At 58.4% G+C, this 24,480-nt stretch carries 19 protein-coding genes and 4 tRNA genes; 6 read left to right on the top strand and 17 right to left on the bottom strand.

Features of this window, described 5'->3' with window-relative positions; translation table 11 throughout:
• Window positions 1-8: 8 nt before the first annotated feature.
• The 6 genes from CRD18_RS02970 to CRD18_RS02945 all read right to left on the bottom strand — a co-directional run bounded on the left by CRD18_RS02970 (window position 9) and on the right by CRD18_RS02945 (window position 2,067).
• On the bottom strand, window positions 9-791 hold the full coding sequence (locus CRD18_RS02970; RefSeq protein ID WP_049171604.1) for a TatD family hydrolase: 783 nt from the start codon (window positions 789-791) through the stop codon (window positions 9-11).
• Window positions 791-1,570 carry a ThiF family adenylyltransferase gene (locus tag CRD18_RS02965; protein ID WP_049171606.1) on the bottom strand — a complete coding sequence of 260 codons (780 nt, stop codon included), beginning with the start codon at window positions 1,568-1,570 and terminating at the stop codon, window positions 791-793. The genes CRD18_RS02970 and CRD18_RS02965 overlap by 1 nt, the downstream gene beginning before the upstream one ends.
• 76 nt (window positions 1,571-1,646) lie before the next feature.
• Window positions 1,647-1,719, bottom strand: a tRNA-Glu gene (locus CRD18_RS02960).
• 52 nt (window positions 1,720-1,771) lie between these two features.
• A tRNA-Gln gene (locus CRD18_RS02955) sits at window positions 1,772-1,843 on the bottom strand.
• Window positions 1,844-1,873: 30 nt separating this feature from the next.
• Window positions 1,874-1,946 (bottom strand) — tRNA-Glu (locus CRD18_RS02950).
• 49 nt (window positions 1,947-1,995) lie between these two features.
• Window positions 1,996-2,067 (bottom strand) — tRNA-Gln (locus CRD18_RS02945).
• 296 nt (window positions 2,068-2,363) lie between these two features.
• On the opposite strand from CRD18_RS02945, the gene CRD18_RS02940 reads away from it, so the two are divergent.
• Window positions 2,364-3,776: a hypothetical protein gene (locus CRD18_RS02940; RefSeq protein ID WP_224433166.1), complete on the top strand. Its 1,413-nt coding sequence runs from the start codon at window positions 2,364-2,366 to the stop codon at window positions 3,774-3,776.
• Here CRD18_RS02940 and gltX read toward each other — a convergent pair.
• Entirely contained in the window at window positions 3,760-5,247 is a 1,488-nt protein-coding gene (gene gltX, locus CRD18_RS02935) for a glutamate--tRNA ligase (RefSeq protein WP_187406502.1), read from the bottom strand. The genes CRD18_RS02940 and gltX overlap by 17 nt on opposite strands.
• 56 nt (window positions 5,248-5,303) lie before the next feature.
• A complete protein-coding gene (locus CRD18_RS02930; RefSeq protein ID WP_239271942.1) occupies window positions 5,304-6,017 on the bottom strand; it encodes a TIM barrel protein in 714 nt (237 codons plus the stop codon).
• Between CRD18_RS02930 and CRD18_RS02925 the strand changes: the two genes are divergently transcribed.
• Both CRD18_RS02925 and CRD18_RS02920 read left to right on the top strand, forming a co-directional pair.
• Entirely contained in the window at window positions 6,016-6,738 is a 723-nt protein-coding gene (locus CRD18_RS02925; RefSeq protein ID WP_049172115.1) for an SDR family oxidoreductase, read from the top strand. The two genes, CRD18_RS02930 and CRD18_RS02925, sit on opposite strands and share 2 nt — an antisense overlap.
• Before the next feature lie 56 nt (window positions 6,739-6,794).
• Complete coding sequence (locus CRD18_RS02920; protein ID WP_049172114.1) at window positions 6,795-8,027, top strand: isochorismate synthase MenF; 1,233 nt, start codon at window positions 6,795-6,797, stop codon at window positions 8,025-8,027.
• Between the two features lie 40 nt (window positions 8,028-8,067).
• Here the strand turns inward: CRD18_RS02920 and CRD18_RS02915 are convergent, their stop codons facing one another.
• The 3 genes from CRD18_RS02915 to CRD18_RS02905 all read right to left on the bottom strand — a co-directional run bounded on the left by CRD18_RS02915 (window position 8,068) and on the right by CRD18_RS02905 (window position 11,391).
• On the bottom strand, window positions 8,068-8,856 hold the full coding sequence (locus CRD18_RS02915) for a fumarylacetoacetate hydrolase family protein (protein ID WP_049172137.1): 789 nt from the start codon (window positions 8,854-8,856) through the stop codon (window positions 8,068-8,070).
• A gap of 65 nt (window positions 8,857-8,921) precedes the next feature.
• Window positions 8,922-9,509: a 3'-5' exonuclease gene (locus tag CRD18_RS02910; protein ID WP_048735364.1), complete on the bottom strand. Its 588-nt coding sequence runs from the start codon at window positions 9,507-9,509 to the stop codon at window positions 8,922-8,924.
• A 7-nt stretch (window positions 9,510-9,516) separates the two neighbouring features.
• A complete protein-coding gene (locus tag CRD18_RS02905; RefSeq protein ID WP_187406501.1) occupies window positions 9,517-11,391 on the bottom strand; it encodes a DUF294 nucleotidyltransferase-like domain-containing protein in 1,875 nt (624 codons plus the stop codon).
• 61 nt (window positions 11,392-11,452) lie between these two features.
• Here CRD18_RS02905 and CRD18_RS02900 point away from each other — a divergent pair, with 61 nt between their 5' ends.
• Window positions 11,453-12,106, top strand: a complete 654-nt coding sequence (locus CRD18_RS02900; protein WP_101738717.1) for a DUF664 domain-containing protein — start codon at window positions 11,453-11,455, stop codon at window positions 12,104-12,106.
• A gap of 28 nt (window positions 12,107-12,134) precedes the next feature.
• On the opposite strand, the gene CRD18_RS02895 is transcribed toward CRD18_RS02900, so the two are convergent.
• The 3 genes from CRD18_RS02895 to CRD18_RS02885 form a co-directional block, all read right to left on the bottom strand.
• Window positions 12,135-13,151, bottom strand: coding sequence for a 3-isopropylmalate dehydrogenase (locus tag CRD18_RS02895; protein ID WP_101687711.1), 1,017 nt, complete (start codon window positions 13,149-13,151; stop codon window positions 12,135-12,137).
• A 68-nt stretch (window positions 13,152-13,219) separates the two neighbouring features.
• Window positions 13,220-14,749, bottom strand: a complete 1,530-nt coding sequence (locus tag CRD18_RS02890; RefSeq protein ID WP_049194072.1) for an HNH endonuclease signature motif containing protein — start codon at window positions 14,747-14,749, stop codon at window positions 13,220-13,222.
• 201 nt (window positions 14,750-14,950) lie between these two features.
• A complete protein-coding gene (locus CRD18_RS02885) occupies window positions 14,951-16,465 on the bottom strand; it encodes an acetyl-CoA hydrolase/transferase family protein (RefSeq protein ID WP_069358808.1) in 1,515 nt (504 codons plus the stop codon).
• 289 nt (window positions 16,466-16,754) lie between these two features.
• Here CRD18_RS02885 and CRD18_RS02880 point away from each other — a divergent pair, with 289 nt between their 5' ends.
• Window positions 16,755-17,831 (top strand): GTP-binding protein, encoded by a 1,077-nt coding sequence (locus tag CRD18_RS02880; protein ID WP_049190124.1) that lies wholly within the window; start codon window positions 16,755-16,757, stop codon window positions 17,829-17,831.
• A 151-nt stretch (window positions 17,832-17,982) separates the two neighbouring features.
• Entirely contained in the window at window positions 17,983-19,485 is a 1,503-nt protein-coding gene (locus CRD18_RS02875) for an acetyl-CoA hydrolase/transferase family protein (protein WP_048735346.1), read from the top strand.
• Window positions 19,486-19,607: 122 nt separating this feature from the next.
• Here CRD18_RS02875 and serA read toward each other — a convergent pair whose 3' ends face one another.
• The 3 genes from serA to ilvC all read right to left on the bottom strand — a co-directional run bounded on the left by serA (window position 19,608) and on the right by ilvC (window position 24,464).
• Entirely contained in the window at window positions 19,608-21,203 is a 1,596-nt protein-coding gene (serA, locus tag CRD18_RS02870) for a phosphoglycerate dehydrogenase (protein WP_016422498.1), read from the bottom strand.
• Between the two features lie 238 nt (window positions 21,204-21,441).
• Complete coding sequence (locus CRD18_RS02865) at window positions 21,442-23,166, bottom strand: hypothetical protein (protein WP_049194074.1); 1,725 nt, start codon at window positions 23,164-23,166, stop codon at window positions 21,442-21,444.
• A 281-nt stretch (window positions 23,167-23,447) separates the two neighbouring features.
• Window positions 23,448-24,464, bottom strand: coding sequence for a ketol-acid reductoisomerase (gene ilvC, locus CRD18_RS02860; protein WP_038628558.1), 1,017 nt, complete (start codon window positions 24,462-24,464; stop codon window positions 23,448-23,450).
• Window positions 24,465-24,480: the final 16 nt, after the last annotated feature.

The raw sequence follows: 24,480 nt of genomic DNA, 5'->3' as shown, positions 1-24,480 counted from the left end.
TTAAGGCATTAAATCCCTAGCGTTTTCGCATTGTTGGCCAGCTCGTTTGCAAGCTCCGCTTCATCCATTTTTCGCAAGGCCGCAACCTCGGCGACAGTTTCCCGCAACGCAGCGACTACCTCTGCAGCGACCGCTTCCACCGCGTCACCGCTTCCAGGCTCGCGCGGAAGGTCTGTCTCCAGCAAGAGCCTATCGACGGGCACCTGCGACACATAGGCCCGTCCGCGCTTTGTCCGCAACATGAGCGGGTTGACGGAGATATAACCACCGGCGCGGATCAGCCGCGTCAGTTCATCGCTAGTGCCACCGAAGCGGTGAAAGATGGGCACGAAGGTCTCGCCTGGTGCGACGCTGGAGCTGGTGTCCAAACGTGGTTCGATTAGGCCAAGCACCACACCAGCACTCCGAACCGTGTGAATGGACAGGATATGTGACAGGCTCGAGGCTTGGACAGCATCCAGGATGCTGGTAAAGACATGGATTTGAGTCTCGGCAGAAACGTCGTCAAGCCTGCGGGGCGCGAAGTCCAAGCCAATCTCGCCGATGAAGCGAGTGCGAGGGAGGGCCGCGCGAAAAATCTCGAGCTCTCGCTCATAGTTGCCATCGATGTACCACGGGTGATAGCCCACGGCGGCCATGGGCAAGCTTTCACTCTCTAGCTCGACAAAGCCGGAGGGCCGGACCGTCTGCGCGATAATCTCTACACCCTCCCGTGCAAGATCAGCCTTAAAACGCTCGCGCGAATCCTGTGGCAGGAAGTCGTAGTGAAAGTGGGTATCGATGAACCGCATTACTTTTCCGTCGGTGGCTGGCTATCGTCGGCTGGACCGCCGATTCGCGGGGCCAGCGGGGTTTCCTCGAACCCGAGCAGACGGCGAATGACCTTTCCGGCCAGCATCTGCCCCATGATTGGCGGTATGTAGCTCATGGTACCGAGGGTTTCCGCTTTGGTGCCGCTGCCCTTGTCCGCAATGCGCACAGGCTCTTCGGATGAGTACAGCACTTCAAGACCGCGAATGCGTCGGCGGATACACACCTGACGGACGACCTTCGCCAGCGGACAGACCTTTGTCTTATTGATTTTTGAGAAGGTCAGCCGAGATGGGTCGAGCTTATTTCCGCCGCCCATAGCGGAAATGAGGTGGATGCGATTTTCCGCGCACCACTGCGCGATCTCAATTTTCCCGGTGACATCGTCGATAGCGTCGATGATGTAATCCGGACGCGGGAACTTCTCGAAGGTCTCTGACAGGTTTTCGCGTGTGAGAAAAATCTGGCGGGCATAGGTCGTACAATCCGGGTTGATATCGGCAACCATCGCCTCCATAACCTCGGCTTTGACCCGACCAATCGTGGAGACAAATGCCAGCGCCTGACGGTTGAGATTGCTCGGCTCCACGACATCGCCGTCAATCAAGATGAGGTTGCCCACGCCACCTCTCGCGAGAGCTTCGGCACAACTCGACCCCACGCCTCCGAGTCCGACAACCATGACGGTAGATTCAGCCAACGTTTCCAGCCCCTCCTCCCCTAGGAGAAGCTTCAGTCGTGCGAAACGTTCACTGGTCATAGTCACCTCTGGTCATAGCGGCCTCGATTCTTAAAAAACAAAAACTCCCCAGCCAACTGACTGGGGAGTAACTTTGTACCCCGTACGGGATTTGAACCCGTGTTACCGCCGTGAGAGGGCGGCGTCCTAGGCCGCTAGACGAACGGGGCTTAGAACTGAATTCAACTCAACTAATCAAGTTAGTTAAGCAAGCGAATTCCGCTGGCCTACCAGGACTCGAACCTAGAATGACGGTACCAGAAACCGTTGTGTTGCCAATTACACCATAGGCCAATAAAGACTGGCGCTTTCGCGCTGTCTTTGTACCCCGTACGGGATTTGAACCCGTGTTACCGCCGTGAGAGGGCGGCGTCCTAGGCCGCTAGACGAACGGGGCTTAGAACCTTGCAGTTAGTGAATACATTCAACAATGAACTTCTTCACTGCTGGCCTACCAGGACTCGAACCTAGAATGACGGTACCAGAAACCGTTGTGTTGCCAATTACACCATAGGCCATCGCTGCTGAACGCAACGAGGAATAATATAGCCAATTGGCGTGAACAAGAGCAAATCACCTGGTCAAAGGTTCGTTGTCAAAGGTTCGTTTAAATTCGCGAGTTCCCCACAGCCCACCTCAGCAGAGCGCATAACTAATGCATAACCAATGCAGTGCATCTAACTAACGCAATCCCAGATCGAAAGCCCATTCGATCGCAGCTCAAAGTCGATCCGCCCTTCAGGAGACACTTCGTGGTGAAGCGGCTGGCAAACAGCCGCCACACACCACAAACCATCCCTGAAAGGCAAGCATCATGACTTCCCCCACAACAACGGCAACAGCAACCGCCCCCATCACACTCGAGCTGGAGTTCTCCGACATCACGGAGCAAATGAACGGCACCATCGGCCGCGTCATCGGCACTGTCACTATCCGTCAGTTCGCGAAAATCATCTCGGGCCTCAACCTCGATGCCAACCCACGCGTGTCCCGCACCGGCCGCATCACCGATGCCATCATGGAAACCATCGACACCACGCCGGAGCTCTTCGCCTACAAGTCCAAGGGTGTGCTCCTGGCCTCCACTCAGTTCACCAGTGAAGACAATCTCTACCGCTTCACCTTCAGCAACCGTCGCATCGAAGGCATCCTCGACGGCGGCCACAACTCGCTGGCTATTGCGCTGTTCGTCCTGGGCAAGCTCACTCCACCGCCTAGCCGCAAAATCAAGACGTGGTCCGAAATGAAGGAGGTCTGGATGGAGCGCTCCGAGGAAATCGAGGAATTGCTTGCCGACGAAAGCCTCACCGAGCTCGATGCCAAGGTTCCGGTAGAGGTACTCGTTCCCGGTGCTCGGGACGAGGACACTGTGCAGGACTTCTCCGATGCTCTGCTCGATATCTGTGCCGCCCGCAACAACAATGCGGAGCTCAAGGCGGAAGCAAAGCTCAATCGCGCCGGCTACTTTGACGATCTGAAGCATGCTCTGCCGCAGGGAATTAGCGACAACGTGCAGTGGCGCACCAACGATACTGGTCGACTAAAGGTGGGCGATGTCATCGCTATGGCGTGGATTCCACTGTCCTGTATTGACCTGCCGAAGGATGCCGACGGCAAGCAGATTGAAGCACCGACCCCTACCAGCCTCTACTCCGGAAAGGCCAAGCTGCTTGACCGCTTCGAGGATGTCATGAGTTCCCCAGAGGTCACTAAGCCCAGCACTGAAAGTATCAATGAGCGCACCGAAGAGGTCGTTCTCTACAACGAGAAGGTCCGCAGTGCCTTGAACCTCACGCGTGACTTCATCGATATTTTCGAGCGCATCAACGCGGAGCTACCCGATCTCTACAACAAGAGTGGCGGCAAATTCGGCGGCATTGATGCTGTTGACAAGGCCAACAAGAAGAATCCGCGGACTGGCAAAACTCCACAGAAGTACTCGAAGTTCTACCGCCAGCCCATCGGCTACGCGATTCCGGACGGGTTCATCTACCCACTCGTGTACGCCTTTGCCGCACTGCTCAAGCAAAACGAAGACGGCACGGTCTACTGGGGAACCGACTGGCACGAGTTCTTCAATAACCACATGGGGTCGCTGGTCAAGGACTACCGCGAAACCTCCATGAACATGCTGAACCGCGACCCGCAGAAGGTGGGCAAGGAAGCGGGCTCTTACACGAACCTGCTTCGCTCAGCCCAGCTCGCACTCTTTACTGAGCAGCAGTAAAAGGAGTGACCTCGAGAGCCTTGCGCAGTCGGCTCAGGCTGCGGCTGCGGCCAAGCAGCTCCATGGACTCGAACAGCGGCGGCGATACCTGAGCACCAGTTACAGCCACGCGCACCGGGCCGAAGGCCTTGCGTGGCTTCAGCTCCAGGTCCTCGATGAGGGCCTTCTGAAGTGCAGCTTCGAGCTTCTCGGTGATGAAGTCCTCTTCGCTGAGCGGCTCCACAGCTGCAATGGTGGCCTCCAGGACAGCAACAGCGTCTTCCTTGAAGTTACGGCGTGCCGAGCGCTCATCGAAGGTGAACTCGTCCTCTTCCACAACCAGGAACTTCGAGAGGTCCCAGGCGTCGGAAAGCGTCTTCACACGAGTCTGCAGCAGCGTTGCCAGGAAAGCGAACTTATCCGCCGGGTAGTCGGACGGGAAGTCAAAGTGGCTTTCCAAATACGTGCGCAGACGCTGTTCGAAGTCCTTCGGATCGAGCATGCGGATGTGGTCGGCGTTGATAGCGTCGGCCTTCTTCTGGTCGAAGCGGGCCGGGTTGGACAGCACATCGTGGATATCGAAGGCCTTAACCATCTCGTCCATGGTGAAGATGTCCTGATCGCCGTCCATAGACCAACCCAGCAGAGCCAGGTAGTTCAGCAGACCCTCGCGGATGAAACCGTTATCGCGGTGGATGAAGAGGTTGGACTGTGGGTCGCGCTTGGACAGCTTCTTATTGCCCTCGCCCATAACGAACGGCAGGTGACCGAACTCCGGGGTGAACTTGGCGACACCGATACGCTTCAGCGACTCGTAGAGAGCAATCTGGCGCGGGGTCGATGGCAGCAAATCCTCACCACGCAGGACGTGAGTAATCTCCATCAGAGCGTCATCGACCGGGTTAACCAGGGTGTAGAGCGGTTCACCGTTGGAGCGGGCAATAACGAAGTCCGGAACCAGGCCGGCCTTGAACTCGATACGACCGCGAACGAGGTCATCGAAGACAATGTCCTCGTCCGGCATACGCAGGCGAATCACCGGCTTACGGCCCTCTGCGCGGAAGGCTTCCTTCTGCTCCTCGGTGAGGTTGCGGTCATAGTTGTCGTAGCCCAGCTTCGGGTCACGACCGGCAGCCTTGTGGCGCTCCTCAACCTCTTCAGCGGTGGAAAAGGCCTCGTAGGCTTCACCGGCGTCAATGAGACGCTGCAATACATCGGCGTAGATGTCCTTGCGCTGCGACTGGCGGTACGGGCCGTGCGGACCGCCGACATCGATGCCCTCGTCCCAGTCAATACCGAGCCAATTCAGGGCCTCGATGATTGCCTGATAAGACTCTTCGGAGTCGCGAGCGGCATCGGTATCTTCGATGCGGAAGACCAGCTTGCCACCAGTGTGACGGGCATATGCCCAGTTGAACAGGGCGGTGCGGATGAGGCCAACGTGCGGGGTACCGGTTGGCGACGGGCAAAAGCGTACGCGAACATCTGACATGCTTTCCCACGATACCCGCCCTCCCACCTGCAGGCATGCATAGGGTTTGCATAGGGTTACAGAGCCCACTCCCCGGCCACTTCGCCGGCGTATCCGGCGGCTCGCAGCCGCTCAACCCAGCTGCGCAGTGGTGCCTCACCGGTGCCCGGCGCACCGCGGCCTGGGAAATCGGCAATCTGGACGTGCGCCGGCAGGCTCACTCTTCCAGTCTCCACATCAGTGAGCCAAGCATCCACGTCGACGCCATTAGCTGCAAAATGGTAAAAGTCCGCGAGCACACCAGCACCAGTCTGTTGAGCTAACTCCTCGGCTTGCCACGGATCTGTAATGGGATAATCACTCATCCCGGACAGTGGCTCAATCAACGCGCGAACCCCACTGAGCTCCAGCTGGGCAGTAATCTCAGTCAGTCTTTGCACCTGCAAATCGGTCAGCTCCCCCGAGCGCCCCAGCAGCACGTTCGAGCATTTCAGCCCAGTGGCCCGCGCAATCTGGCTCACTGCCTCCAGATGCCCCGCGGGCAGCCCATCCGTATCGAGCACTCCTCGCTGCCCCGCTGCCATGTCCCCTCCCCACAGATTCATGGCATAAAGACCGAGGCTGTCGTCAAAGAGGTCGCAAAAACCGGAAACCTCATCGGGTGCGGGCACTGCGAGGTCAAATGGCCACCAGAATTCCACGGCCGGGTAGCCGTCGTCACGCGCGGCGTTGACGGCGTCGTGCGGGGACATGTGTGCGTAGACCGTAGAACAGTTAATAATAGTGCTCATGACCAAAACGGTAGTAGTAACTGGTGGCGGCGCGGGCATTGGTCGCGAAATTGCTCTGGCTTTCGCCGCCGATGGCTGGCACGTGCATATCTGCGGCAGGCGTATCGACGCGCTCGAGGCCGTTGCCGCCGAAGCGGACAACATCACCTACTCCAGGTGTGACATCACCGACCCCGAACAGGTCCGTGCGATGTTTGAGAACGCGCAGGTGGCTACGGGAACCATCGATGTTGCAGTGCTCAATGCGGGGCTGCCCGGCACGCCCGCAGAGTTCGGAGAGACCGGCATTGAAGACTTCCGGGCGGTCATCGATACGAATGTGGTCGGCTCGTACCTGTGTGCACGCGAGGCTTTTTCGCGGATGAAGGCGGGGTGCGAGGGGAAGACAGAGCAAGCGGGCGGCCGAATCCTGGTCAATTGTTCTATCGCAGCGCAGGTGCCGAGAGCACACACGGCGGCGTACGCGACGTCGAAAAGCGCGCTTGCCGGAATGACCCACGTGCTTGCCCTCGACGGACGCGAGTATGGCATCACGGCAACGCGCATTGATATTGGCAATGCGCAGACTGACCTGTTGGGGACGTTCACAGGCAGCGAGCCGATGTTCGATGCCAAGCAGGCTGCGGAAACTTTCCTCTACGCCGCGAATCTGCCGGCAGGTGCCGTCATCGATCAGCTTACGATTACCGCTGCGGGTATGCCCTTTTTGGGCAGGGGTTAGCCTGCCCCTTAAACTGGAGCACAACTGGGTTTAGATTGAGGAGGCGGGTTAGGGCTATGTCCATGGAAAACCACCCCTCTCTGGGCGGCGGAAACGAAGAAGAGCAGCAGGAAAAGTCTCACCCGTCGAACGAGCCTGCAGCGACTCCGAAACGTTCGACGCGCTGGGACACGTCCCGCCCAACCACCGCTCCTGATTTTTTGCTCTCCCGTGCGCACGGCTCCATCCGCACGCAAGGTATTGAAGAGCAGATTTCCGACCCCTGGCTCGCAGCCGAGGGACTGCACTCGGGCATTCACAAAATGGTGGTCGGCGCCCTGCCCTTCGACTTGGACAAGCCCGCCGCCCTGACCGTTCCCCGGGAAGTCATCCGCTCCTCGCAGCCGCTGGAGCCACCCGCGCACTACCGCTGGAACGCACCCAAGCCTCACGCCAACATCGTCGCTTACGATCCCCCGCTCGACGAGCACGCTGAGCGCATCGCCGCAGCCATCCGCACAATCGAGTACTCGGCGCTGGAAAAGGTCGTGCTCGCGCGCGCCGTGGAACTCGAAATCGATCCCCCGATTGACCCGCTCCTACTCGCATCGCGGCTGATCGACGGATCCCCCAACCGCGATGGCTTTGTCGTGGATCTCTCCCCCGCCGGTTCCGATTATGAGGGCAAGTTGCTCATCGGTTCCTCCCCGGAGATGCTGGTCCGCCGTACGGGCGACATCGTTGAGGCGTTTCCCTTGGCCGGGTCGCTGCCGAGGTCCCGGAATGAAGAGGTGGACCGGGCGTCGGCCCGTCGTTTAGCGGACTCGCGCAAGAACCTAGACGAGCATGCCTTCGTCGTCGACGACATCGCCGACAACTTGGCGCCACTGTGCAGTTCGCTGGATGTTCCGGACAGCCCCGAGCTGATGAGCACCGCCGAGATGTGGCACTTGGCCACGCATATCCGCGGTCGGTTGAAGGATCCGTCGCTGTCCGCGCTGGATTTGGCGCTGGTGGTGCACCCGACACCAGCCATTTGTGGCACGCCGACGGAATCCGCCTTCGGCGTTATTCAGGCCGTAGAGACCAACCGCGGCTTCTACTCGGGCGCTGTCGGCTGGTGCGATGAGAATGGCGACGGTGAGTTCGTGGTCTCCATTCGCTGTGCCGAAATCGACACTGAGGGGTCCGTGGCACGACTATGGGCCGGAGGCGGCATTGTGTCGCACTCCGACCCAGAAGAAGAAGTCACGGAGACCAGCGCCAAGATGGGCACTGTACTCCGCGCTTTTGGAGTTAAGGGCGCTTAAGCCAGGGCGCATAGGCCCTAGCAGCTTAAGCCCTGGCAGCTTAAGCCCGCTCCACAGGGTTGGCCAGCTTGCCGATACCCGGGATCTCAATCTCGATGCGGTCACCCGGGAACATCGCAGCGGTACCGGCCGGGGAGCCGGTGCAGATGACATCACCCGGCAGCAGCGTAATCGAGGCAGTGATGAACTCGATAATCTCCGGGATGGACATAATCATCTGGTTGGAGTTGGAATCCTGCTTGGTCTCGGTAACACCCTCGTGAGTCAGGTGCGCCTTGATCGGCAGCTCGTTGTAGTCCAGCTCCGTCTGGATCCACGGACCAAGCGGGCAGAAGGTATCGATGCCCTTTGCGCGCGCCCACTGACCATCGGCAAACTGCAGGTCACGGGAAGAAACATCATTGACGATGGTGTATCCGAAGATCACATCGTGAGCGTTTTCCTTCTTGACGTTCTTGCACGGCTTACCAATAACCAGTGCCAGCTCGCCCTCAAACTCGACGTTGGTGGCGAAATCCGGAATGCGAATCGGCGCTTCCGGGCCAATGACGGCCGTCGGCGGCTTAATGAACATCGTCGGCGGCAGCGATTCTGCCGACTTCTTGAACACCTCGGCGACGTGGTCAGCGTAGTTACGACCAATAGCGATGACCTTCGACGGCAGCATTGGGGCGAGCAGACGTACGTCGGCAAGCGGCCAGGAACGGCCAGTCTTATTCAGCTGACCGAAAGGGTGCCCTTCGATTTCGTGCAAAGTAACTTCACTGCCTTCGCCCTCAACGAGCGCGAAGCACATGCCCTCTGGGTGGGCGATTCGAGCAATACGCATAAAAATAGGGTACACGTCACATTGCGATAATTATGCAACGACCCCCACTCTCTATACTCTGCGCTCTAAACTCCGCGGGATTCCTGCGCAAGCCACACCAGCGCACAGGCCAGCGCATCGTTGAACGCGTGATGGGCCTTAAAACGGGGAATGCCGTACTTGTCGCACAGTGACCACAACCGCAGCTCATCACGGACCGGCTCACGGTTGGCCCGCAGAATCGCGTCGTACTCACGTGTCATAGTGTCCGCCACCGGCACATCAAAACGCGCATCGAAGTACTTCCGGCACAACGGATCTAGGAAACCAACTTCCATCCGCGCGTAGTGCGCCAGCAGCTTCCGTCCCCGTAGAGCTTCTAACAGCTTGCCGACGGCCACCTCTGCCTCTACCCCGGTTGCGACCATGTCGTCGGTAAGCCCATGCACCGTCGCCGACTCGCCGACGCTCACCTCCTCGCGCTCTGGGCGAATGAGAAGGTGACCCGACTCTTCCAGCACGATGTCGCGGCCTTCGACGGCAACCCAACCGATGGAAAGCAACTGATCTTTGGAGGGATCCAGACCGGTGGTTTCCACATCGACCGCGAGCCAAGCATTGTCGCGGATAGGTGCGTCCAAGAGTTTCTTGCGGGGTTTGAAAAACTTCAACATTGCGCGCTCACGACATCGCCCGGATGGGATACTTCGCCCCGAGGCTCTGCTGCAACTTGCGGATAACACCAAACGCATCGCGCAGGTGCTCGCGTTCCAGGCTGGAGAGACGCTTCGGGTAGATGTGGTTATTCGGCTGCTCGCCAGCGTTGAACTGGGCCTGCTGGTGATGAAGCTGCACCGTGCACAGGAACTCGAACGCATCCGCCAGATCCTGCGCACCCTGACGGCTCACGCTTCCGGCACCCGCACTCGCCGCCAAGCGTTCACGCGTGGACAGCTGCGGCAGCCCGGCCGCCACAGTAAATAGGCGCGCCATCTGCACCACAGCAGCAGTTCCCCCCTTCTTGATGTCCAGGGTCTCTGCGTGCTCGCCGCCCTTCTCCAGCACCAGGCCACGGAAGAAGCCGAGCGGCGGCTCCCGCCAGGCCGAGAGCTTGGCCAAGTGCGCGTGCAGGCGCTGCGACCCCTGGGCCAGCGGTAGGTAGGCCGCGCGCAATTCCTCTACCAGTTGCACATCGCCCGCTACCCCACGCATGTCGAAGAAGGTCTGTGCATGTAACAGCGCCTCCGCCTCCGGTGCGGTAATCCACCCGTGGAACGTGCGCAGCCACTGCGACTTGGTCATCCTCCACGCAGGATTGCTGGCCATCATGTCCCCTGGACAGAGCGGATAACCGACTCGGTCGAGGTTGGTGCAAATCTCGTCGCTAAGCGCGGCGAAATAGTCAGCATGAGCGTCGGCGTCGTAGTCGTCGGCGAGAACAAGCGCATTGTCCTGATCGGACGCGAGCCCCATCTCCCCGCGCCCATGCGAACCCAGTACCGCAAAGGCGTAGCTGACTGGTGGCGGCCCAAGCTTTTCCTCCGCCAGCGCAACCAGGCGTCGGGTGACAGCATCGGCCACGGCAGTCAGCAGCTTGGCGACCTCCTCCCCCGAATCACCTCGGTCAATAAACCGGCCGACAATCCGCCGCGCGTTCTGAGCAATCTCCGCAATCTCCGAGATATCGCTCTTCCGCGCCAGCGTCGCCGTCGCGTACACGGGATCGGTGTGCAGACTGCGCAGCAGGTCACCAATGACAATCATGCCGACCACTCTCGTCCCGTCGTGCACCGGCAGATGATGGTAACCGCGCTCAGCCATCAGCAGCATGGCCTCAAAAACCAGCAGGTCGGGACTGATGGTTTCCGGGTTCCCGGTCATCACTTCGCTTACAAGCGTCGCCGCGGGCTTCGCCTCTGCCAGCACTCGACGACGGAGGTCACGGTCAGTGATGATGCCGACGAGCGGGCTCTGGTTGGCGCCTGCAGACTCCATTACGAGCAAACTGGAGACATTCCGCTCCGTCATAATCTGCGCCGCCTCTTGTACTGTCGCATCAGCACTGCAGGTCACCAGCGATGTTTCCATCAGATCCGCAACCCGTGTGCGCAATGACTCCGATGCCGCAGTACTCCGCAGCTTCGATGCCACTGCGCGAATGCGCGCGTTCTCACCGCCGTAATAGCGCCGGACCTCTACGAACTGCTCATTGAGCTGGTCAAAAACCTCCTTGGAGATCACTAGGAATACGCAGTCCTCCACTGCCGTCATCGTGTATAGCGAAGGGTCACTGCTCAGCAGCGTCGAATAGCCGAAATGATCTCCCACATCTCGCCTGTCCAACAGCGTGCCAGCTGGGTCAAAGAGATCCACCATGCCGGAGCGAATAATGAAACAGCTGTTGTTATCCGCACCCGCCCGGATAATCTCCGTTCCACGACGGGCATAGCGCATGGTCAAAAGCGGTGGGATAGTCGCGCGCTCTTCATCGTTGAGGTCCGAAAAGGGGCGAGTATGGCTGAGGAAGTCTGCGATTTCCGCAAGCTCGACGGTCATGGGGTCAATTATCCCCTATTTTTGCTCCCAATAGGACTGATTTGCGGGAATACTCGACCTTATGACCAATTCCACACACAGCGCTTCAATAAATCCCGAATGGCCGCTCGACGCCCACATCCTCGGCAGGATGGACAAGCTCGCGGCACTCGTCGCGACGCTTGACGACGACACCTTCAACGCAACCCTCCCCATCCCAGCCATTAACCCCCTGGCCGTGCTGTTACGACATGTGACCGGATCCGCGAGGTACTGGCTCGAGCGCGTCTGCCTTGGGCGTGATTATGTCCGTGATCGCGATGGGGAGTTTTCTGCTCATTGCAGTGTTTCGGAAGGGCTGGAGATTTACCACCGTGACCGCGCGGCCATTGAATCCGCGCTGGTGGAGTTGCAAGGCGTGGACCGCGCTGGTGCTCCTGCTGTTATTCCTACCGATAAGGACCGTTGGTGGTGCGGCAGCATCGAAGGCGTGATTGTGCATGTCTTCCACGAGGCGGCTCAGCACCTGGGACATGCGGAGATTACGAGGGATGCGCTAGTGGCAGGACTGGGAGGGGATGATTCCGATAACGGCGCAGGAAGCTCATCCCCATACCCCCTTGACACCATCATCGATGTACTTCGCCAGGTCGGACATGCGTCGGACTTCATCGAGCACACCGCCGACGGTAAGACTCACATCACTACCGTCGATGGCAAAACTGTGATTGCCTAGCCCTCTCCCCCCCCTATTTTTTACTGCGCTACTTCAAAGCAGCAGCAATGCGGTCGCCAACCTCAGCGGTCTTGATCGGGCCACTACCGCGAGTAGCCATGTCAGCTTCCACAGCAGCCTCGATGCGCTGAGCGTCTTCCTCACGACCCAGGTGGCGCAGCATCATGGCACCCGACAGAATGGCTGCGGTCGGGTCAGCGATCCCCTTGCCAGCAATGTCGGGAGCGGAGCCGTGAACGGGCTCAAACATGGACGGGTTGGTATTAGAGGCGTCAATGTTGCCGGACGCCGCCAGGCCGATACCGCCCGACACTGCACCAGCCTCATCAGTAATGATGTCGCCGAAGAGGTTGTCGGTGACGATGACGTCGAAACGCGAAGGATTAGTGACGAGGTAGATTGTCGCAGCGTCGATGTGCGAGTAATCGACATCTACCTCTGGGTATTCCTTAGCGACCTCATCGACCGTGCGCTGCCACATACCGCCACCGTGCACCAACACATTGGTCTTGTGGACAAGGGTCAGCTTCTTACGACGGGTCATAGCCAGCTCGAAGGCGTAGCGAACAACGCGCTCAGCACCGAAGCGGGTATTGACGGAGGTCTCGTTGGCAACCTCGTGTGGCGTGCCGACGCGAATCGCACCGCCGTTACCGGTGTAAGCACCTTCGGTTCCCTCGCGGACGACCACGAAATCAATTTCGCCCGGGTTCTTCAGCGGTGACTCGACACCCGGGAAGAGCTTGGAAGGACGCAGGTTGACGTGGTGATCCAGCGCGAAGCGCATCTTCAGCAACAGGCCGCGCTCGAGAACACCCGGAGGAACGTTCGCCGGGTCACCGATAGCACCGAGCAGAATAGCGTCGTGCTCACGCAGGGAGTCGAGATCGGCGTCGGTAAGCAGTTCGCCATTGCGCAAGTAGCGACGCGAGCCGAGGTCGTACTCGGTGGTGTCGAACTCGCCGATAGCAGCCTTGAGCACCTTCAGTGCCTCTGCCGTAACTTCCGTGCCGATGCCATCACCCGGGATGACGGCGATCTTCAGCTTTCCTGCCTCAGTCATTTTTTGAGATACCCTTCTCACTATATGGACACAAATGAGTGTAGCAGAACCTAGCGCTCACCCCCGTCACTGTCTGCGCGATTTTTACCATCTCCATCGTTTTCACAATCCACCCCGCCTACTGCTCTCTCCTTTTCCATATCCCGCCGCACCTTATCCACTAGGCCGCGGAGATTGTCATGCAATTTGCGACGTTTCTCATTGTGCTCAGCCAGCGCAGCGGTCTTCTTTTCAGTCTGCGAGGCAAAGGTGTAACGACCATGCCCAGTGTGCTCTTTTTCCGACTGCGCAAACGGCCCTTCATCACAAGAGAGGAACGTCCAAGCTTCGATCCCATCATCACCTCGAACAACTCGCCACATACCGGCAGTTTTGAGGTTGTGGTGCCTTCGACAGAGACAATGGAGATTATCTGTGTGCGTGACCCCTTCCTTTTGCCGCTCACCACCGGAAAGGCTGTGATCAAATTCCACAATATGGTCGATATCGCACTTTTCCGCGGGGACATCGCATCCAGGAAAACTACACACACCGTCACGGGCACGCACGAATGCACGCTGAGACTCGGAGGGCCGATACCCCTCAACCGCACTATCCCCCAGCACCCGCAATGTCGATACCCGCTTCAGCCAAGACTCGGCCACCAGCGAAGAAAGCCAACCTGCGCCAGCGAGCCACACTGGAGTGTTTTCCGGTTCGCCATCCTCCCCGGGAGAGAGCACTCGGAAGAGTTCCAGATTCACCTCCACCTCACAAGTACCGCGTAACGCATGCATGAAAGCTGCCGCGCGACTCACTTTCATCTTCTTAGCCACTGCGTCGATAATTGCAAGGGCTTCCACTGCATGATGCCGCTCGAGGACAGTAGTCAGTGTCGTAACTCCAGCGTCACCATGTTCATCAACTGCGATAAACTCCTTAGCCGTCATACGATCGCCGAAGTAGTCGAGAGCCGCAGCTTGAACCTCCCGTACCTCCTCCGACTCCACGGGATTATCCGCCGACCCTCCATCCGCCTCGACCTGGTATGCCGCCGCATCAATTGCAGCATCTACGGTCGCCTCCACATTCCGGGCCAGGACCCTATCAGCCTGCAACCCAGCGACATCCACATCACGTGGCCGCACTTCCGGAGCACACTCACCAATCACTCGCTGCACCCGCGTTGCCATCGCACGCACGCCACGGAGTGCCTCCCCGTCGCGCCTAGGCTTAACGACGTCCACGAGACCCGACTCCACTGCGTCAACCTTGTCATCGGCTACAGGTCGGGTATGTTTACCAAGCATTGCTAAATGCCTCATCGACAAATGCCCGCGCTCCTGACACATTTCCGCTAGTTGCGGCATACGTCCAAGCATGTAGCCAATTTCCATATATTTGTTCACTTCGGCGCGTGAGATTCCAAGCACCACCGACCAATAAGCCAAATGAGCTTCGACATCGCCATCATCTGGTGGTGCGACCCGCTGAGCGATAACCATCTCCAGACGATTAATCTCGCGCATCACTTCAGCGAGCGAATGAGCCCTCACCTCATGGCTGAACCGAAATTCCCCACACGATTCCAACTCTGACATTGCACTGTCCCCTCCCTAACGAGGTCCCCTAACGAACAGTTCTTTATCAATTCGCCCACACCATATCCCCCACCCCGGATTCAAACCGCTGCGCACCCCAAAAATCTCCACATTACTCGAACACTATTTCGAACTAAAGCCGAAAGAAAATCCCGCCCTACGACGCAAACTTCGTCGTAAAGCGGGAACCGCACTAGAAACCTAGTCGACCGGCTTCATGGAACCGTTTTCGAGGAAACGACGGTGGAAGTCGTAAGAAGTACCCAGGTCATGTGGAGTGTGCAGGTACGGGGTCGCCTTCTCAGCACGCTCAACGTATTCGAGCAGCGCCTCCTTGTACATCGGGTGCGCACACTTCTCAATGACAACGCGGGAACGCTGACGCGGCGCCAGCCCACGGAGGTCAGCCAGACCCTGCTCAGTGATGATGACCATCACGTCATGCTCAGTGTGGTCAACGTGAGAGACCATCGGCACGATTGCGGAAATATCGCCATTCTTCGCCAGCGACGGCGACACGAAGGTGGAGATATAGGCGTTACGGGTGAAGTCACCGGAACCACCAATGCCGTTCATCATGCGCGAACCAGCTACGTGGGTGGAGTTGACGTTGCCGTAGATGTCAGCCTCAATCATACCGTTGGTGGTAATCAGCCCCATGCGGCGGACCAGACCCGGGTTATTGGAGATGTCCTGCGGACGTAGAACGATTTTCTCGCGGTAGTCAGCGGCATTCTCGTTCATACGAGCTGCATATTCAGGAGACAGCGAGAATGCGGTACCGGAAGCCACGGTCAGCTTGCCAGCATCCATCAGGTCGACCATGCCGTCCTGGATAACCTCAGTGAAGGAGGTCAGGTTCTCATACTTGGAGTCGAGCAGGCCTGCGAGCACAGCGTTCGGAATGTTACCGACACCCGACTGCATCGGCAGCAGGTTCTCCGGCAGACGACCGGCCTTGACCTCCCCATCGAGGAAGTCGAGCAGGTAGCCGGCAATGGCCTTAGAGTCATCGTCCAGCGGCTTGAACGGCGAGTTACGGTCCTCGGCGTTCGTCTCGACGACAGCGACAACCTTATCGACATCGATCTGAACATCCGGAGTGCCGATGCGGTCCCCCGGGTTCACAATCGGAATCTCCTTACGGTTCGGAGGCAGCCCAACACTGTAGATGTCGTGCATACCCTCGAGATCCTCGGACTGCCAGGAGTTGACCTCAATAATGATCTTCTCTGCAGCATTCAAGTAAGAAATGCTGTTACCAACCGAAGAGGAAAGAATCAGGGATCCATCGGCCTTAATGCGAACAGCTTCGACCACAGCAACATTGACCGGGCCAAAGAAGCCCTGCTCAGTCATCGGGCCAGAGTGCGACAGGTGAATATCACTATAAAAGGCATCGCCTGCATTGATACGGTTACGCATTCCCGGGTCGGACTGGTACGGCATACGCCACTCAACACCATTGGCCTTCGCCAGCGCACCATCAAGTTCCGGAGCGGTAGACGCTCCGGTCAAGACCTTAATCTTGAACTCGTCGCCACGCTCGTGAGCGGCCTCCATACGCTCAGCGAGAGCCGGCGGGACAACCTTCGGGTAGCCAGCACCGGTAAATCCGGCAAAGCCCACCATGTCTCCGTGGTTGATGAACTGCGCCGCCTCCTGCGCGGTCATCACCTTGGATTTGAGACCAGCATGGGCAATACGATCTGACATGAATTCACCTTTCTATATCCCCCAACGCGACTATCGGGGGTAGCACTTCGAACACCAAAGCACACCCCCAACCCTATCAACGAAGCGGTTAGCGCCTTTCATTCAGATGCCCGAAAGCGCCCCCATTTTAGGCACATTCCATACGTCACTAAAGCCGACTACAACACCGTTTTATGCCCTACGTCACAACTGTCTGACAATAAGCCGTACGACACATTTACGACCCCTCGCCTAGCCCAATTCACGCACTAGTTATTGATAATCATTTTCAGTACGCTAATCTTGTCGGGTGACTTCTACCGAATTTTCTGATAGCACCACACAGACCACTCCCGTCACCGTACTGTCCGGATTCCTGGGCGCCGGCAAGACCACCCTCCTGAACAACCTCCTGGCAAACTCACAGGGGCGAAAAATCGCGGTCATCGTCAATGACTTCTCGGAAGTCAACGTCGACGCCGCCCTCATCGAGCAGGGCACATATCTCGAGCGCGGCGAGGACCGTTTCATCGAAATGTCTAACGGCTGCATCTGCTGCACGCTGCGAGATGACCTCGTGGAAAACGTCGGCAAGCTCGCGCGCAGCGGCAAATTCGAACACATCGTCATCGAATCCACCGGTATCTCCGAACCCATGCCAGTCGCCGCTACCTTCGAGTGGGAATTCGACGACGGCCGCCGTCTCGCCGACATCGCCCCCATCGACACGATGGTCACGCTCGTCGACGCCTCTACATTCCTCGACAGTCTCCGCCAGGGGCGCGCGCTGCCTGACGACGAACGCACGGTCGCCGACCTCCTTGTCGACCAGGTGGAATTCGCCGATCTCATCCTCATCACCAAATCCGACCTCGCAGGCGAAAAGCTCACCGGCGGTACCGAGGAAACGATCCGCGCAATGAACCCCCGCGCACGCATCGTCCGCGTGACTAACGGCGAAATCGCAACCTCTGCCATTCTCGACGCATCGCTTTACGACGAAGGTACCGCGGCCACTTTCCACGGATATGCAGAAGAACTTGCGAATCCCCACACGCCGGAGACTGAAGAATACGGCATTTCTTCGGTTGTTTTCCGAGGCAACCGACCCTTCGACCGCGAACGACTAATCAAGGCTCTCCGCGGCACAAAGGGGCTCGTACGATCCAAGGGGCACTGCTGGATTTCCGACCGCCTCGAAGTCGCCCACGTGTGGAGTCAGGCGGGGCCGAACCTGAAAATCACCCCTGCCGTCATGTGGGCGCAGACCGATGTCCCACCATCCAATGAGGTCGTACTCATCGGTGTGAAATTTAACCCAGAGGCCACACTGCAGGCATTCGAGGATGCCATGCTGACTGACGAAGAAGTGCGGGAATTGCTGTAACAAAGCCCCTGGAAGAGCGCCGATAAACGACCCGCTGAAGCGATCAGAGTGTCATAAATCACTTCTCAACCTGCGGGTGTGGCAACACACTGTTAGCGCATGCTAGGTTAGGCGACAAAACTAAAGTCGAACAGTCTATCTAGGAGATGACATGTCTGATCGCATCGCACATGCCGGTTTGCGCGGCAAGGTAATGACCGCCGACGAGGCTGCACAGTTTATCAATCATGGTGATGCCCTCGGCATCTCTGGCTTCACCGGTGCTGGCTACCCGAAGGCCCTGCCGACTGCGCTGGCAAACCGTGGCAAGGAACTTCACGCCAAGGGTGAAGAGTTCGCTGTCGACATCTACACAGGCGCTTCCACTGCCCCAGACTGTGACGGCGTGATGGCAGAAGCTGACATCATCCGCTACCGCATGCCGTACCAGGGCGATCCGGCACTGCGTAAGTCCATCAACTCCGGCAAGGCGAAGTACCAGGACATCCACCTCTCCCACTCCGCGCTGTACATCGAGCAGGGCTTCCTGCCGATTGACGCCGCAATTGTTGAGGTCACTCGTATTACGGAAGATGGACACCTCGTTCCGTCGTCAAGCGTTGGCAACAACGTCGAGTGGATGGACAACGCTGACAAGATCATCATTGAGGTCAACTCGTGGCAGTCCGAGGAACTCGAGGGCATGCACGACATCTACCGCATTCAGCACCTGCCTAACCGCACGCCGGTGCCGATCAACGCCCCGGGTGACCGCATTGGTACCCCTTACATCGACATCAACCTGGACAAGGTTGTCGCAGTTGTCGAGACCAACGCGCCGGACCGCAACTCCCCGTTCAAGCCGTTGGATGAGACCTCGAAGGCTATTGCCGGCCATTTCCTCGACTTCCTCGAGGGCGAAGTTCGCGCGGGTCGCCTAGCTTACGACCAGTACATCATGCAGTCGGGCGTCGGTAACGTTCCGAACGCCGTGATGGCGGGTCTGTTGGACTCCAAGTTTGAGAACATCAAGGCCTACACCGAGGTTATTCAGGACGGCATGATCGACCTGATTGACGCAGGTAAGATGACCGTCGCTTCGGCTACCTCCTTCTCCCTGTCTCCGGAAGCTGCCGAGCGCATGAACAACGAGGCTGCTCGCTACCGCGAGAACATCATTCTGCGCCCACAGCAGATTTCTAACCACCCGGAGGTTGTCCGTCGCGTCGGCCTGATCGCCACCAACGGCATGATTGAGGCCGACATCTACGGCAACGTCAACTCCACCCACATCAACGGCAGCCGCATGATGAACGGCATCGGTGGTTCCGGTGACTTCACCCGTAACGCCTTCGTTTCCTCGTTCATCTCGCCGTCGCTGGCGAAGGACGGTGCGATTTCGACTATCGTTCCGTTCGCTTCGCACATTGACCACACCGAGCACGACGCCATGGTCATCATCACCGAGCGTGGATTCGCTGACCTGCGTGGCCTGGCACCGCGTGACCGTGTGGCGAAGATGATTTCCGTTGCACACCCGGAGTACCAGCCACTGTTGGAGGAGTACTACGAGCGCGCGCTGAAGACCGCTCCTGGTATGTCTACCCCGCACGACCTGCGTACTGCCTTCGACTTCCACGTCAACATGATTGAGAAGGGCTCGATGAAGGGCTAGGCAGTAGGGCTACGGCTGCATAGATCAGCTGGGAAACAAAAATCCCCTCCATGCGGAGGGGATTTTTTCATGCAGTAGAAGCTGCGCTAGAGACTAGCTCTAAAACGCCTAGGCGCTCAGAACTAGTCCAGCTCGAGCTGCAGAGCGTGGGTAGCGGAGATCTCCTCGGTAATCTTTCCGACGAGCTCCTCCGGAACCTCCTTGGAAACGCGCAGCACCAGGATGGCAGTCTGATCTGCTTCCTGCGGAGACAGAGCAGCAGCCTCGATGTTGATGCCGGACTCCCCCAGGGTGGTAGCAACGCGACCCAGAGCGCCCGGAACGTCCTTGTACAGCAGGAAGAGGTTACGGCCCTGAGCGCGCATGTCGATGCCGCGGCCATTGATACGGACAATCTTCTCGACGCGGTTCAGGCCAGTGAGAGCACCAACGACGGTAGCGGTGGAGCCATCAGCACCGATGACCTTGACTTCGAGAACGGAGCGGTGGGAGACGGACTCCGGCTCGGTCTCGACAGTGAAGGTCACACCACGCTCTTCTGCGATACGCGGAGCGTTGACGAAAGTGACCGGCTCTTCCACCATGAGAGAGAACAGTCCACGGATTGCTGCCATACCCAGAACGTTAACGTCCTCAGTGTGCAGCTCACCGCGAGCGGTAACCTCAACAGCGGCCGGAGCACCCTCGAGCAAACCACCAGCAACCAGCCCCAGCTCACGAGCCAGCTCGAGCCACAGGGCCACCTCTTCACCGACAGCGCCACCGGAAACGTTGACAGCATCCGGGACGAACTCGCCAGCCAGTGCCAGCAGCACGGACTTAGCGACATCGGTACCCGCACGGTCCTGAGCCTCAACGGTGGAGGCACCCAGGTGCGGAGCACAAACAGTTTCCGGCAGACCAAACAGCGGGGAATCCGTGCACGGCTCGGTCGCGTATACGTCGAAGCCAGCACCGCGGATGTTGCCTGCCTTGATCGCGTCGGCAAGCGCCTGCTCGTCGACGAGACCGCCGCGGGCAGCGTTGATGATGATCTGGCCCTTCTTGGCCTTGCCCAGGAGCTCAGCATCGAACATGCCAGCGGTTTCCTTGGTCTTCGGCAGGTGGATGGTCACGAAATCAGCGCGAGCCATCAGGTCTTCCAGCTCAACCAGCTCAACACCGAGCTGAGCAGCACGAGCCGGGTTCGCGTACGGATCGTACGCAATGATGTTGGTCTCGAAAGCAGCGAGACGCTGCGCAAACAGCTGGCCGATGTGACCGAAACCGACGATACCGACGGTCTTGCCGAAGATTTCGACACCCTTGAAGGAAGAGCGCTTCCACTCTCCCTCACGCAGGGACGCGTCCGCAGCCGGCAACTGGCGAGCGGTGGCCAGCAGCAGTGCGATTGCGTGCTCACATGCAGAGTGAATATTAGAGGTCGGAGCGTTGACAACCATGACGCCGCGCTTGGTAGCGGTATCGATGTCGACGTTATCCAGGCCAACGCCGGCGCGACCGACGATCTTCAGATTCGGAGCAGCCTCGAGGACTTCCTGATCCACGGTGGTAGCGGAGCGGACGAGAAGTGCGTCAGCATCACCAACCGCAGCCAGGAGCTCAGCGCGGTTCGGGCCATCTACCCAACGGACCTCAACGGAATCCCCCAATGCGTCCACAGTGGACTGTGCCAGCTTGTCGGCGATGAGGACAACGGGGCGAGCGTTCTGGCTCACAAGCATCTCCTGGTTTGTCTCGAAAAGTTTATGCAGTATGTGCGGTGTCACTTAAGAAAACTACTAAAGCGTGCACGCGCATTACGTCTCATCATAAACTCTGGGGGTGAGACACGGGGGGACTTACCTAAGCAAAACGGCGCTTACTACCCTTTGTTTAGGGAGTAAGCGCCGTTGCCCCCGACATTCAAGTCGGCAAATATTTCGCGTTATATTTTTATTTCTGCTGGTCTATAACCTACTGGTACGTAACCAACCACGGACGCGGCTCGATGTTCATGGTCTCCTCAGGAGTAAACATCGGCTGATCCTCGTCGATGAAGTTCTTCCACGCCTCGAAAATCTCCGGCTGCAAATCCTGCAGCATGACGTTCCAGGTCTCAAACTTCTCCTGCGCGGTGCCATGGCCGTCGGCATGCAGAACGAATGCGAGCTCCGGGTGCGACAGATCCAGCGTCTCACGGTCGCGAATCATCTGTAGCTGGAACTGGTGCAGCATCAGCATCTTCTGCGGAAGGTTGTTCTTACGAGTCAGCTCAGCCAGCCAATCAGCAACGCGGTTGACTTCTTCAGCCTTAACGTGACCAACCTGGGTCGCCGGAACCTGCCCCGGTTCCATCTTCCACTCCGGGTCCAGCGCCAGACCGACGTTTGGCATCTTCAGCAGTTCTTCGTAGAACTTGGCCTGGTCCAGGAAGTCTGCACTACCCGGCTGCAGGTCGATGATGACGTAGCCGCCGGCCTTGGTCATGGCCTCGACGTACGGCTTCAGAGTCTCAACCGGAGCTGGCTCGGAGTAGTCACCGCGTGGACCCGGGTCAGCCTGCGCGACCGAAGCGATAATCTCGAAGGCCGGCAGTACCGGGTCATCAGCGAACTTCTCGTACTGCTTGACGTAGTCCTTCGCACGTGCGACGGCATCCTCCGGATCATCCTCGCCCATCACGCCCAATGGAGCGACACCTGGGTGACCATACGTTGCAATCAGATGACGACCGGGGAACAGCAGTGTGCCTCCACCTGGCAGCTCCTTAACCTTGTCATCTTTGGCAAGCTCGATGGACTGATCAAACTTGTCCTTATCGCCGAAAACCTTACCCAGAGCAATCAGGGACTCGCCGTCGCGAGCAGCGGAAATCGACTCAGAGGTAGCACGCGCGTCGCCCACCGGCAACCAACTGACCTTCAGGCCAGCGGCACGGGCCGTAGCAATGGAGGCCAAACCGGTACCCGGTGCGGCCAGTGCCAATGTGTCCTTGACCTCCTTCGGAGATCCCTTCGGCAGGGTGACGCTCTCCTGTCCCTTGTCGTCCTGCCCATCGCTGGCGCGATCCTGAGCCTCCTGGTTGGCTGCCCCATCCTTCGTTGCATCGCCCTCGACGACAGTTGGCTTCTCCGGATCCATCTCAACGACAGCGCGAGTCGGCTTCGACTCCGTCTCCTTGAGAACCTTAAACTCGGTACCGACGAGCTCCTTAAGGCCATCGGTCGTACCCGGATCCGCAATGATCTGACGGCCCTCTTCCCCAGTCAGGTCAACTGCCCCCACAGTAAGGACTGTCTTTGCGCCCAGGCGGTCAATCTCTTTTTCCACATCGGCGATATCGGCGCCGGTATCACGGCCACGAGCATCCTTCTTCGGGCTCTTGGCGGTACTGTCATCTTCCGCATCTTCGGCAGAACCAGCCACTAGCATCGGCAGACCAGCAGCAACCGCGATGCCTGCCGCCCTACGCTGCTCAGCAGAGCCTGCCGAGGAAACGACAACCGCTTCCGAACTGTCGATCAGGCTTTCCGACGCTGCGATGTCGTCGCTAAGCACCGTCGATTCAGCGTCCACCTTCTTCGTGGAAACAGCGCTGTCGGAATTTCCACACGCGACCAAGGCGCTTGACCCCAACGCCAGGCTGACCGTCAGGGCAACGGTTGCCGTCACGCGCCGCGTCATTGCGGATACTCGCACATTTACCTCCGTGAAATGATTTGATTTCAACGATTAGACTATCGAACGTCTTTGTTGAGGGAGACCTTTCACCCCAGATTAGAACCCCGGATAGGACTGGGGCTACACCCGTTTGGCAGTAGTTGCTTTTAGCTCAGACGTTTATTCCACACGTCTACCCCACACGGTTCAGTGAAAGAAAACTAGTAAGAGAGATACGAAAAGGGCCTCATCACGGCGGTGAAGCTCAGTGATGAAGCCCTACTTCGCGAACAAGCGAGGGATTCGCTTAAGCAACAAACTTAGGCAGTCTCAGCGCGAGCGTCGACCTTAACCCAGCTCATCAGGTCGCGCAGCTTGGAGCCGACCTCTTCAATCTGGTGGTTGTTGTAGGAAGCGCGCAGGTCCTCGAGCTCCTTGTTGCCGCCCTCGACGTTGGCAATCAGGCGCTTGGTGAAGGTGCCGTCCTGAATGTCAGACAAAATCTCGCGCATGTGCTGCTTGGTATCAGCGGTAATAACGCGCGGGCCAGACAGGTAGCCACCGAACTCAGCGGTGTCGGAGACCGAGTAGTTCATGTTGGCAATACCGCCCTCGAACATCAGGTCAACAATCAGCTTCAGCTCGTGCAGGCACTCGAAGTATGCCATCTCCGGCTCGTAGCCAGCTTCAACCAGAACCTCGAAACCGACCTTGACCAGTTCCTCGGTGCCACCACAGAGAACAGCCTGCTCACCGAAGAGGTCGGTCACAGTCTCTGCCTCGAAGGTGGTCGGGATAACGCCAGCGCGGGCGCCACCGATAGCTGCAGCGTAGGACAGAGCCAGGTCGCGGCCCTCGCCCTTCGGGTCCTGGTCAACGGCAATCAGGCACGGAACGCCCTTGCCATCGACGAACTGACGACGAACCAGGTGACCCGGGCCCTTCGGAGCAACCATACCGACGGTGATGTTGTCAGCCGGCTTGATGAGGTCGAAGTGGATGTTCAGACCGTGGCCGAAGAACAGCGCGTCGCCGTCCTTCAGGTTCGGCTCGATGTCCTCGCTGTAAACCTTTGCCTGGGTGGTGTCCGGAACCAGCACCATAATGACGTCTGCCCATGCAGCGGCATCTGCGTTGGACTTAACCTCGAAGCCAGCTTCCTGAGCCTTCACAGCGGACTTGGAGCCTTCACGCAGACCGATAACAACCTCGACACCGGACTCGCGCAGGTTCTGAGCGTGAGCGTGGCCCTGGGAACCGTAGCCCAGGATGGCAACCTTACGTCCCTGGATGATGGACAGATCAGCATCGTCGTCGTACAGCAGTTCAATAGCCATTAAAGTTAGCCTCTTT

The sequence above is a fragment of the Corynebacterium sp. LK31 genome (assembly GCF_014335015.1).
GTDB lineage: Bacteria > Actinomycetota > Actinomycetes > Mycobacteriales > Mycobacteriaceae > Corynebacterium > Corynebacterium jeikeium_D.
Note: the sequence above shows the minus strand (reverse complement) of the source record. Positions and strands in the feature narration are given on the sequence as shown.